Origin of the sequence: Paucisalibacillus globulus (genome assembly GCF_900184735.1) — a bacterium.
In the GTDB taxonomy this organism is placed as follows: domain Bacteria; phylum Bacillota; class Bacilli; order Bacillales; family Amphibacillaceae; genus Ornithinibacillus; species Ornithinibacillus globulus_B.
On sequence record NZ_LT855388.1, the window covers coordinates 36554 to 48883 of the forward strand.

General features: G+C 37.7%; 12 protein-coding genes. 9 read left to right on the forward strand and 3 right to left on the reverse strand.

Annotated features, from left to right (window positions below):
• Positions 1–52: 52 nt before the first annotated feature.
• The 4 genes from BN999_RS07320 to copZ all read left to right on the forward strand — a co-directional run bounded on the left by BN999_RS07320 (position 53) and on the right by copZ (position 3822).
• The gene (locus BN999_RS07320; RefSeq protein ID WP_255247415.1) at positions 53–703 is read left to right on the forward strand and encodes a nitrite reductase; all 651 of its coding nucleotides are present in this window, start codon (positions 53–55) and stop codon (positions 701–703) included.
• A gap of 132 nt (positions 704–835) precedes the next feature.
• On the forward strand, positions 836–1138 hold the full coding sequence (locus BN999_RS07325) for a metal-sensing transcriptional repressor (protein WP_096270740.1): 303 nt from the start codon (positions 836–838) through the stop codon (positions 1136–1138).
• Positions 1139–1152: 14 nt separating this feature from the next.
• Entirely contained in the window at positions 1153–3537 is a 2385-nt protein-coding gene (locus BN999_RS07330) for a heavy metal translocating P-type ATPase (RefSeq protein WP_096270741.1), read from the forward strand.
• Between the two features lie 78 nt (positions 3538–3615).
• Positions 3616–3822 carry a copper chaperone CopZ gene (copZ, locus tag BN999_RS07335; protein WP_096270742.1) on the forward strand — a complete coding sequence of 69 codons (207 nt, stop codon included), beginning with the start codon at positions 3616–3618 and terminating at the stop codon, positions 3820–3822.
• Between the two features lie 49 nt (positions 3823–3871).
• Here the strand turns inward: copZ and BN999_RS07340 are convergent, their stop codons facing one another.
• Positions 3872–5035 carry an MFS transporter gene (locus tag BN999_RS07340; protein WP_096270743.1) on the reverse strand — a complete coding sequence of 388 codons (1164 nt, stop codon included), beginning with the start codon at positions 5033–5035 and terminating at the stop codon, positions 3872–3874.
• A gap of 161 nt (positions 5036–5196) precedes the next feature.
• Here BN999_RS07340 and BN999_RS07345 point away from each other — a divergent pair, with 161 nt between their 5' ends.
• The 3 genes from BN999_RS07345 to BN999_RS07355 all read left to right on the forward strand — a co-directional run bounded on the left by BN999_RS07345 (position 5197) and on the right by BN999_RS07355 (position 7068).
• Positions 5197–5808 carry a methyltransferase domain-containing protein gene (locus BN999_RS07345; protein ID WP_096270744.1) on the forward strand — a complete coding sequence of 204 codons (612 nt, stop codon included), beginning with the start codon at positions 5197–5199 and terminating at the stop codon, positions 5806–5808.
• A gap of 101 nt (positions 5809–5909) precedes the next feature.
• Positions 5910–6293 carry a VOC family protein gene (locus tag BN999_RS07350; RefSeq protein WP_255247416.1) on the forward strand — a complete coding sequence of 128 codons (384 nt, stop codon included), beginning with the start codon at positions 5910–5912 and terminating at the stop codon, positions 6291–6293.
• Positions 6294–6315: 22 nt separating this feature from the next.
• Complete coding sequence (locus BN999_RS07355) at positions 6316–7068, forward strand: GNAT family N-acetyltransferase (RefSeq protein ID WP_096270746.1); 753 nt, start codon at positions 6316–6318, stop codon at positions 7066–7068.
• Between the two features lie 26 nt (positions 7069–7094).
• Here BN999_RS07355 and BN999_RS07360 read toward each other — a convergent pair whose 3' ends face one another.
• Positions 7095–8132, reverse strand: a complete 1038-nt coding sequence (locus BN999_RS07360) for a flavin-containing monooxygenase (protein ID WP_096270747.1) — start codon at positions 8130–8132, stop codon at positions 7095–7097.
• 125 nt (positions 8133–8257) lie between these two features.
• On the opposite strand from BN999_RS07360, the gene BN999_RS07365 reads away from it, so the two are divergent.
• Together BN999_RS07365 and BN999_RS07370 are read left to right on the forward strand one after the other, a co-directional pair.
• Entirely contained in the window at positions 8258–8632 is a 375-nt protein-coding gene (locus BN999_RS07365) for an ArsR/SmtB family transcription factor (protein ID WP_096270748.1), read from the forward strand.
• Between the two features lies 1 nt (position 8633).
• The gene (locus tag BN999_RS07370; RefSeq protein WP_096270749.1) at positions 8634–10745 is read left to right on the forward strand and encodes a heavy metal translocating P-type ATPase; all 2112 of its coding nucleotides are present in this window, start codon (positions 8634–8636) and stop codon (positions 10743–10745) included.
• A gap of 25 nt (positions 10746–10770) precedes the next feature.
• Here BN999_RS07370 and BN999_RS07375 read toward each other — a convergent pair whose 3' ends face one another.
• Complete coding sequence (locus BN999_RS07375; protein ID WP_096270750.1) at positions 10771–12243, reverse strand: UDP-N-acetylmuramoyl-L-alanyl-D-glutamate--2,6-diaminopimelate ligase; 1473 nt, start codon at positions 12241–12243, stop codon at positions 10771–10773.
• Positions 12244–12330 lie beyond the last annotated feature (87 nt).

The following is a 12330-nucleotide window of genomic DNA, read 5'->3' on the forward strand; positions in this document are numbered from 1 at the left end:
ATCTTACCCTCCGGGGGTATAGTATAAAAACAAAAGATAATAAAGACAGATCATGAAGATGGCAAGGGGAGAAAATACATTGATAAAAAAATATATACCTCTAGCAGTGAATGGAGGAATTGGTTTTGGTTCAAAGCTAAAGCCAAAACAATTAGCAGTATTAGGGGAGTATCTGGATGAGGATAGTGAAATCGAATTAACAACTCTACAACAACTAATTGTGCAGATACCTGAAGAAAAAATAGAAGAAGCAAAGAGAAGGTTTGAAGAAGTTGGTCTTTCTCATTATCCGGTAGGGAAGTTTGTAAAGAACCTTCGAACATGTAATTTTTGTAAGGGGGAAATAGAGGAAGGAATGCCTGTAGCTAAAGAGCTAAATAAGAGAATTGCTGGACAAGAGGTTCCATTTACTTTGCGTCCTGCTTATACAGGTTGTCCGATTGGGTGTGGTGAGCCATTAATGAATGACATAGGTGTCATGAAGGATCATGATGAATATGAGCTCTATATTGGTGGCCATCCTAAAGGGAGAGAAGCAAGGGCAGGCCAGTTAGTAAGAAAGAACTTAAATCCTGAGGAATTATATCAACTTGTTGACCAAATTCTAGATATTTACCGAGAGAATGGGAAAAAAAGAGAGAAATTCTATCGTTTTGTGGACCGCTTTGGTTTTGAACAAATTAAGGCAGCGTTAAATTTATAGATTTAAATCTAGAAGGAAAGTAAACATTTATAGTAATAGTAATTCCCCCTATATAACAATAAGTAAATTCATTTGACAATTATACTATAGGGGGGTATAGTATAATTAAAGATAACGAAAGAAGGTGTTCACATGGATCACTTTTTACATGATCATCCAGTTACACCAAGAACAGACGCAGAAAAACAAGCGGTAGTCAATCGTCTGAAGCGGATCGAAGGACAGGTTCGGGGTATACAGAAGATGGTTGAGGATGATCGCTATTGTGCAGATATATTAGTTCAGATTAGCGCCATTAGTGCAGCATTGAAAAAAGTTGGCTATCAAGTGACAGAAAGACATATGAAACACTGTGTAAGTGGTGCTGTTAGATCTGGTGAAGGTGATGCAGCAATTGACGAACTAATGGAGATCATGAAACATTTCTCCAAGTAAGGGGGGTATTCTAAATGAGTGAATCTCAACATATTACCGTTGGCGTAACGGGGATGACTTGTGCCGCGTGTTCCAATCGGATTGAAAAGGTTCTAAACAAAATGGAAGGCGTGGAGGCACAGGTCAATTTAACGACTGAAAAGGCAACGGTTGATTATAATCCTTCTACGGTTTCCGTTCAAGATATAACGGCAAAGATTGAAAAGCTTGGATACGGGGTACAATTGGAAAAGGTTGAATTTGATGTATTAGGCATGACCTGTGCGGCATGTTCCACTCGAATTGAAAAAGTGTTGAATAAGCAAGAAGGGGTTAAGCAGGCAACGGTTAACCTAGCAACAGAGAGTGCTTCCATTGAATATAACCCTGGGCTTATTGAGGAACTTGATTTAATCGGAAGGATTCAAAAACTCGGGTATGATGCAAAGCGGAAAGCAGATAAAGAAGAAAAACAAACACAGAAAGAAAAGCAACTTCAAAAAATGAAGATAAAGTTAATTATTTCTGCCATATTATCTGCACCATTATTAGTAACTATGTTAGTTCATTTAGGTGGAATGAATATACCAGATATCTTCATGAATCCTTGGTTCCAATTTGCGTTGGCTACTCCGGTGCAATTTATCATTGGTTGGCAATTCTATGTTGGTGCATATAAAAACCTTCGCAATGGTGGGGCAAATATGGATGTTTTAGTGGCGCTGGGTACAAGTGCAGCGTTTTTCTATAGTCTATATGAGGCATTCAAAACCATTGGTAATCCAGAATACATGCCACATCTATATTTTGAAACAAGTGCCATTCTCATTACCTTGATATTATTTGGTAAGTACCTTGAAACGAGTGCTAAAAGCAGAACTACAGTGGCAATATCAAAATTATTAAATCTTCAAGCGAAGCAGGCAAGGGTATTACGAGATGGAGAAGAATTAATGATTCCAATTGAGGAAGTTGTTGTGGGCGACAGTCTTGTTGTAAAACCGGGAGAAAAAATACCGGTGGATGGTATTGTAGTCAAAGGTAGAACTTCTATTGATGAATCGATGATTACAGGTGAATCGATTCCGATTGAAAAAGATGCGGGGGCTAATGTGATTGGTTCAACCATCAATAAAAACGGAACGATTGAGATGGAAGCAACTAAGGTTGGAAAAGACACAGCACTGGCGTCGATTATTAAAGTTGTAGAAGATGCTCAAGGCTCCAAAGCACCAATCCAACGTTTAGCAGATGTGATTTCCGGTTACTTTGTACCAATTGTTGTTGGGATAGCCTTTCTAACATTCTTAGTCTGGATTATTTTCGTTACACCAGGTGAATTGGAACCTTCATTAGTTGCTTCAATTGCTGTATTAGTAATTGCATGTCCATGTGCTTTAGGACTAGCAACGCCAACTTCTATCATGGTTGGTTCTGGTCGAGCTGCGGAAAGTGGGATTCTATTTAAAGGTGGAGAACATTTAGAACGGACACATCAATTAAATGCGATTGTTCTTGATAAAACAGGAACGATTACCAAAGGAAAACCTGAGGTTACTCATTTTACTGCAGACGAGGAAACATTATCATTACTGGCTAGCGCTGAAAAAGGCTCAGAACATCCATTAGCAGATGCTATTGTAGCTTATGCAACAGAAAATAGTGTCCCGCTAGTAGAGACAGAAGAATTCCGTGCAATACCTGGGCATGGTATTGAAGCAGTTATAGGCGGTAAAACTATATTAGTAGGTACTAGAAAGTTAATGAATGACCATCATATATCTGTTTCTGAAGTGGAAGAAGAACTCGTTAACTACGAAACGAATGGTAATACCGCTATGTTAATCGCAGTAGATGGTGAATTTAAAGGTATCATTGCCGTTGCGGATACAGTTAAAGAGACAGCTGCTCAAGCAATTAGAGAACTAAAAGAATTAGGATTAGAAGTGATCATGTTAACCGGTGATAATGAACGTACCGCTAATGCAATAGCAAAACAGGTTGGTATAGACCGAGTTATTGCCCAAGTTTTACCAGAGGAGAAAGCGGATCGAGTAAAAGAAATTCAGTTGCAAGGTAAGAAAGTAGCCATGGTCGGTGATGGTGTAAATGATGCACCAGCTTTAGCAGTTGCAGATATTGGTATTGCGATTGGAACAGGTACAGAGGTGGCGATTGAAGCTGCAGATGTAACTATTCTTGGTGGCGAATTATTGTTAATTCCACAAGCAATTAAAATAAGTAAGGCAACCATTAAAAATATTCGTCAAAACTTATTTTGGGCATTCGGTTATAATACCGCAGGGATACCAATCGCAGCATTAGGACTGTTAGCACCTTGGATTGCTGGTGCAGCGATGGCCTTTAGCTCGGTTAGTGTTGTAACGAACTCTCTTCGTTTGAAACGAGTAAAAATTTAATATAAATTCTTATTGGGGACGGTAGCAAGTCCAGTCCCCAATAAAATACTTAAACCATTAAGAAAGGAGATATATAATATGCAAACAACTACTCTAGATGTCAGAGGCATGACTTGTGGTCATTGCAAAATGTCAGTAGAAGGTGCTCTAAATACGTTAGAAGGTGTATCCATTGTGGAAGTAGATTTAGGCACTGGTAAAGTAAATGTAACGTATGATGAGTCAAAAGTTACATTAGAAAAAATGCAAGAAGCGGTTGAAGATCAAGGCTATGATGTAGCTTAATATAAAAATACCCTTGGGGAATATCTCTCCAGGGGTATTTTTGTAAGGGTTAGTTTGTGGTGGAAGCTTTCGTTGAATTTCCACTTCTTAACGAGACATACATAGATCCAAGTGAAGCAATAATTAATATTCCTCCAACAAATGCATTGGCATCTGTAGTAAATTGCCCAATAATAATTCCTCCAAAGAATGCTCCTACTGCTATTCCAAAATGTAAGGAAGAATTACTTAAGCTCTGTTGAATATCAGCAGTTTCTGGTGAGCTCTCTATGAGGTAGCTTTGCATAGCGGGGGAGATAGCCCAGCTCATAATACCCCATATAATTAAGGTAATAATGAATATCGGCATGATACCAGTTGTAAATGGAATGATCATCATAATCACACCGAAAAGAACAATAGCTGATATCACGGTTCTTTTTGTTCCTAATGTATCTGCTAAGGTACCACCAATTCCACCGCCACTTACGGCGGCTATACCAAAGATTAAGAAGATAACACTAATCCATGTTGCTTCCAAATCCATGGATTCCTGTAGAAAAGGCTTTAGATAAGTGTAAAGCACAGAGTGTCCGGTCATATATAAAAAGGTGGTAATATGTGCAAATAGTATTCTCCGACTCTTCAACGTGGCAAGTTGTTTACCTATTGGCACAGAGGGCCTTGGTTCAACACGATCCATCCATAGATAAACACCGATAATAGAGAATGCTGTTAATACCGAAATAAGTATAAAAGGTGCTCGCCAACTAAACATTTCTCCTAACATTAGCCCAATCGGTACGCCAAGCACTAAAGAACCACTAACTCCCATCGATACAATACCAATTGCTCGACCACGGTATTTCGGTTCCACAAGTCTTGGTGCCATTACAAGACATAAGATAATGAGAAGTGCTCCACTTAAAGCAGAGATAATTCGCCCAAGTAATAATATGGTGTAAGTTGGACTAATAACAGATATGATATTCCCAAGTAAGAAAAGAACTAAGAAGTTTAGTGTTAACTTTTTCCGTTCAATCTTAGCTGTCATGATAAGTAAAATCGGAGATGCAATGGCAAATATTAATGAAAAGATAGTCACTAGAAAGCCTGCCGCTCCTAGAGATACATCTAGATCTTTAGCGATTAAATCTAATAACCCACTAATAATTAGCTCAACCATTCCAACGATAAACGAAACAATCATTAAAAAATATACGCGCTTGTCCATGAAGTAAATACGTCCTTTCTAAATACCTTTTAATGATAACCGTGTTGACGAGGGAAAACAAGCAGGAAATCAAGCAGTTAGAACACACCCTGAGAACACCTTGTCTAAACATACGAACAAGCGTAGAATAACTATAAAAATACAACTAGGGTGAATATCATATGAAGGAGTATTCTTACGATAAACTTCTGAACATACATACAAATGGGAAAGGCGTCCCCAATAAATTAGGCCATTATTATCCCTATGAACCAACACCGTATGAAGCATTAGAGGCACTGTTTGAACAATATGAATTGAATAGCAGTGACCAAGTTGTTGACTTTGGTTGTGGGCTAGGAAGACTAAATTTCTTTATCCATTACTTTTATCATGCTTTTGTGGTTGGAATTGAGATGAATGAAATCTCTTTTAAGAAAGCTCTCCAAAACCGAAAACACTATGCTCAAAAAACAAATAGGTATATCGAAAAAATTGAATTTAAATGTTGTCGAGCAGAGGAATATGACATTGATGAAAAAGATAATTGCTTTTATTTCTTCAATCCATTCTCGGTCCATATCTTCCAACGAGTCGTTAATCGAATTCTATTATCAGTAGAGGAGTTACCGAGAAACGTAGATATCATCATTTATTATCCTTCCAAGGAATACATTTTTTATTTAGAAAATGATACGGCTTTTGAGCTAATTCAGGAAGTAAAGGTGCCTTACTATTACGAAAAGAATTCGAATGAGCGTTTTTTAATTTATCGGTTAAAAAGTTTTTTGTAGATTATAGGTCTATATTTCGAAATGAATTTTTCCCCTGAAATAAAAGGAATTCTTGGTGGTCTGTCGAATTAGATAGAATAAAGACTGATAATTTAAGGGGAGTGGGGAACTTGAAGAGCCCAATTCAAAATAGGGTCCATACTATTTTTATTCATGTAAGTAATTTGGAACGTTCTGTGGAGTGGTATTGTAATTTACTAGGACAAGATCATGATTTATCAACCGTAAAAAGACCCGTATATAACTTGCAAGTTAATTCACAGGTAGGAATAACTTTAGATGCTGGTCCAGATGATACTTCTAAACATCTAGGTGGGTTAGATCATCCATTGTTCAATTTTCATACGGATGATATTGATGAAGCCTATGATTATATTAAACAACTAAATTACGATATCGATTCTGAAATAATACGATTTGAAGATTTATCTTTCTTCACCGTACGAGACCCGGACCAAAATGTGATCATGATCTGCACAGGGTAACAGGAAGATTAAGGAGACAACGATGAATATATCATTTAACAATATTGACGTAATAGGAAACATCATTAATGAAAATAATCTCTATCAACATTATCATTATCCAGAAATGTTGAATCGGTATTCTAGTAATTTTATAGCATTCAAAAGAATGCCAACGCTTCATGAATTTTTAGAAGCAGAAACTTTATTACGTGACTTTCATGCAAAACATGGGCAACATCACGTGGAATTTGTTTTTCCTCAAGACGGAAAACCTACAATTGAACTAATTGAGTACCTGAATAAGCAAGAATACTCCATTTCCAAAAATGAATTATATGTCATCGAACCTCAAAATTTCCCTGAGGTTCTAGCAAATAAAGATATTCAAGTTAAGAAGGTAAGTAGGGAGACGTTCAAGGACTATCTACTTCTACAGTACGAACAGGACCTGACGTATGGAGAGAACTTTGCACGAGAGAAACAGAATTTGCTGAAACACCATTTTGACAGTGATTCGATTATTCAGATTATCGCTTACTATAAAGGGATTGCTGCTGGTGCAGTGGATGTTATTCTGACGGATGGATTCGCTGAGATTGATAATTTGTTTGTGGTTGAATCTTTCCAGCGTAAGGGAATTGGCAGTAGATTACAGAAAATGGTTATGGATTCTTATAAAGATAGAAAAGTAATTTTAGTCGCGGATGGGGATGATACCCCAAGAGAAATGTATCAGAGACAAAATTATCAGTATATAGGTTTTCAATATGAGGTCTTGAAGGTTTATAACTAGTAACAATAGGACAGGGGATACCTGTCCTATTGTCTTAGATGATTAATTAAGAATTTGGCATCATAACCGATGCCCTGGAGTAAAGCCGAACCTCTTCTATGCTGCCATGGTAAACCAAGGAAAAATAGCCCCTCAATAGTTGAAATTCCTCTTTTATGTATTGGGAATCCATGGTGGTTAATAACCCCTTCTATAGTACCAAGAAATTCATAGTCGGGCTTAAAACCAGTTGCCCAAATCACATTTTGAATCTTAAGCTGGTCTTGTTCTTTAACAAATACAGTAGTTCCTTTTGCATCGAAAGCGCGCCCTACTATTTTCACATTCTTTTCAACAATCGCTTCCTTTAAATCATTACCAAAAATAGGATCGCCTTGTTTCTGGATTCTTTTTCCGAGGAATGAGGAAGAACTAGCTGATAGAATACCTATCTTGTCAAACCACCAAAACATACTTCTTTTTCCAATGTGTAGTGGCATATACCTTAGCTTTTGACTAGTTGATAAATAGGTAGTTCTCTCCTTAGAGACTTCTGTAGCTATTTGGGCTCCGCTATTTCCTCCCCCAACGACTAAAACGTTTCCTTCAATCAATTGGGTAGGGTTTCTATATTCAGATGAATGGAGTTGTAAAACATCTGATGACAAGTTTTTTGCAAAAACAGGGATTTTTGGATGTTGAAACGGACCCGTAGCAATAATGACATTCTTGGCTTTGTATTCTAGTTGATTAGTAGAGATAGTGAAATATTTCCCAGTCTTTTTTATTTGATAAACTTCAGTATTAAGTTTTACTGGCAAGTCATACATTTCTGCATATCGCTTTAAATAAGTTGAAATTTCATCTTTAGTTGGAAGTGAATTTGGGTCCCCTTCTAGTGTTAACCCTGGAAGAGAGCTATATTGTTTGGAAGTGAAAAGTATTAAAGAATCGTATCTTTCTCTCCACACCTGGCCAATTTCTTGATTCATATCTAGGATAAGGTAGTCCCGCCCAGTCTTTTTTAGATAATATCCTATTGAAAGGCCTGCCTGGCCAGCTCCAACTACAATCGTATTGTACATCTGAATTCCTCCTTACAACCATCTTAACATTCAAACGCCCATTTGAATGTTATAATTGACAAAATATTCGTACGCAGCATACAATATTCATATAATCAAACGAATATTAGAATGAGGCGATATAGATGTCGGATACTTTGTTGAAAAAGGTAGAGAAAGATACATGTGATAGCTTTTGTTTTGATGAAGAGAAAGTGAATAGAATTAAGCCAAGAGTGGAAGAGGTTGCTGGTGTTGAAATGATATTCAAGGCATTGTCAGATGCAACACGCCTGAAGATTACGTATGCACTTACTTTAGAGGAAGAATTATGTGTATGTGATGTTGCGAATATCATTGGGTCTACCACAGCAACTGCATCCCATCATTTACGATTACTTCGAAACATGGGGCTCGCTAAATATCGGAAGGAAGGTAAACTCGTTTTCTATTCTTTAAAGGATGAACACGTATACCAGCTGGTTTCCATTGCATTGATCCATTCGAAGGAAGGTGCATGAGTTGGAGGAAAGTAAACAGGTCTATCGACTACAAGGTTTATCCTGTACAAATTGTGCTGCTAAATTTGAAAAGAATGTTCGAGGAATTACCAGTGTAGAAGATGTTCAGTTGAATTTTGGCGCGGCTAAGTTAACGGTACAAGGAGCAGCAACGATTGAACAACTAGAAGAAGCAGGAGCATTTGATGGGATCAAAGTCTATCCGGAGAAAAGCCGAGAACCTGAGAATAAGCAATCATTTTGGAAGAAACGAGAAAATATTACCACCATGATTTCACTGATACTAACTGCTATTGGATATGTACTATACTTTATTATGGGTGAAAGTCACCCTGCTACAATTGGTGTATTCGTCGGTGCAATCTTAATTGGTGGTTATAGTCTATTTAAGGTTGGATTGAAGAACTTAACAAAGCTACAGTTTGATATGAAGACCTTAATGACTATAGCTATTATTGGAGCAGCAATTATTGGTGAGTGGGCAGAAGGTGCTGTTGTAGTCTTCTTGTTTGCCCTGAGTGAAGCCTTGGAAAGCTATTCCATGGATAAAGCACGAAAGTCAATAAAGTCATTAATGGATATTGCGCCAAAGAAAGCTACGATTAAACGTGGTAGTGCGACAATGGAAATCGATGTGGAAGATGTTCAGATTGACGATATACTAATGATTAAACCAGGTCAAAAGATTGCCATGGATGGAGAGGTAGTAAAAGGTCAATCCTCTATTAATCAAGCTGCGATTACGGGTGAGTCCATACCTGTTCATAAGTCAGCGGGTGATGAAGTATTTGCCGGAACAATGAATGAAGAAGGCTCATTAGAAGTACGTGTTACGAAGCGTGTAGAAGATACTACCATTGCTAAAATTATTCATCTTGTTGAAGAAGCACAGGCTGAAAAGGCACCTTCTCAGCAGTTCGTTGATCGATTTGCTAAATATTATACGCCAGCCATTATGATCATAGCTTTATTAGTTGCTGTTGTTCCCCCACTACTCTTTGGAGGGTCCTGGTCAGAATGGGTATATAGTGGATTAGCGGTATTGGTAGTTGGTTGTCCATGTGCATTAGTGGTTTCAACACCAGTAGCCATTGTAACAGCAATAGGAAATGGCGCGCGAAATGGTGTGTTAATTAAAGGCGGAATTCATCTGGAAGAGGCAGGGCGATTAAATGCAATAGCCTTTGATAAAACCGGAACCCTTACAAAAGGAAAACCAGAAGTGACGGACATCGTTTTATTAACAGACAAAACCGAACAAGAGGTATTAGGTATCGCTCAAGCTATTGAACAGTTTTCGCAACATCCACTTGCCTCTGCCATTACACGAAAATCAATTCGTGTACACGCAGATGTTTATCAAGCAGATGGATTCCAATCTATTACGGGAAAAGGCGCAAAGGCCATGGTGCAAGGGGAAGAATACTATATTGGCTCACCTGCACTGTTTGAAGATAAATTTTCCATAACTAGTGAAGTGCAAGACAAAATTAGCCAGCTACAACCAGATGGAAAAACCGTTATGCTAATAGGAACAGAAACGAAAGTCGATGCTCTTATTGCGGTTGCTGACCAAATTCGTAAATCAAGCAAAACTGTTATCCAAAAGCTACATCAGCTTGGTATTAAGCAGACTGTTATGTTAACAGGTGATAATAAACTAGCTGGGAATGTGATAGGATCAAGCCTTGGTTTATCCGAAACAAAGGCAGAACTTTTACCAGAAGATAAATTATTGGAGATAAACAATATAAAAGAAAAATATGGTACTGTTGCAATGGTTGGTGATGGGGTAAATGATGCACCTGCTCTAGCAAGTGCTGATGTTGGAATTGCGATGGGAGGAGCTGGAACAGATACCGCTCTTGAGACAGCAGATATTGCCTTAATGGCAGATGACTTAGAGAAGTTGCCGTATACTATTTCACTAAGTAGAAAGACATTGGCAATCATTAAACAGAACATCACATTTGCATTCGTGTTAAAACTTGTCGCGTTATTATTAGTCATCCCGGGATGGTTAACCTTATGGATTGCTATCTTCGCTGATATGGGAGCGACATTGATAGTGGTCTTGAATTCTATGCGGTTAATGAAAAAGGATGTGCTATAGGGGAAATTCCCTGTAGCACATCCTTTTAATTGGTTATCTCTTGTACCTTCGATGGTTCCAAAAGCAGTTCTACAGTTTCTTTATCAGAGTGTGTATGTAAAGAAAAGTTTTGTTTATAGCTTTCGTGACCTTTTCCTGTAATAATAACCCAGTCCCCATCATTAGCAAACTCCATCGCGCGCTGTATAGCAACTGTACGGTCAGGTATAATTACCCCTTTTTGGTTACCGAATTTGTGATGCAAATCTTCTAGTGTTTTGACCATCTCATTTTCCGGAATTCCATTTAAATCATCCAATGTAAGTATGTATATATCACTATACTTTGCTGATATCGATACCATTTGTGGGCGTTTGGTTTTATCTCGATTACCTCTAAATCCAAATACATGGATAATTCTCTTCGCTCCATAGGTTTTCGCTGAAGCTATACAATGGAAAATAGCATCTGGTGTGTGGGCATAATCCACGATAACCGTTGGCATGTGGTCCGATTTATATTGCTCGAATCGCCCATCTACCCCAGTAAAGCTCAAAATAGCCTGTTGCACTAATGGACGGGAGATATTAATATGCCGAGCTGTTAAGTAGGCCATCATGGTATTGTACATATTATGTATTCCTGGAATAGGACATGCCACTTCAAAAGCTGTATCGTTTTCCTTAGCTTTTATCGTAGACGTAGTAGCTAAAAAGTCTAGTAGTTGAACATCATTGTCTTGGTCTTCTCCAATACTAAAGACTGGAATTTTACGTTCAATTAGAATAGCAGCTAGCTTTTCTCCCCATTCATTATCCCTATTAATAATGGCAACACCATTCTTCTTTAAGTGATTATATAATAGTAGCTTTGCTTGAAAGTATTCGTCCATTGTCCGGTGATAGTCAAGATGTTCGTGGTAGAGATTGGTAAAGATGCCAATATCAAATTCAACCCCTTCTACACGACATTGAGTTAGGCCGTGCGAAGATACCTCCATAATCACTACATCGTCAGTACTTACAGAGAGTAATTGATTAATCATGAGTACACTTGGGGTGGAATTACCACTTGGTAAGGTTTTTCCGTTTATGGTATTTTGAATAGTACCGATAATGGCGCAAGTTTTACCACATTGCTCGACAATATGTTTTAGTACATAACTTGTGGTTGTTTTGCCATTTGTACCCGTTATTCCAATCATAATCTTGTCTTTAGATGGATTTTGGTAATACTTTTTGGAAATTACTCCTAATGCTTTTCGGCTATTGTCAGTCTTAATGTAGGGAACCGGGAGATCACCAATCTCCTTTTCTCCAATTATTAGACTTACGCCTTTACGAATAGCATTCTGAATATAATCATGACCATCTGCTTGATGGCCTTTTATCGCGATAAATATATATCCATCTTTGACATCATTTGAGTTATCAGCAATTCCTCTTACTGTTTTATCTTCAAATCCTTTATAGGATAAAGGATTTACATTAAGCTCACACAATAAGTCTCGAAATTTCATAGATGTAGTGCTCCTCTGTGCTTGACGTAATTTGAGAGACTGTAAAACATAATACTCTTATAATATGGCTTCTATTCACCTTCATGA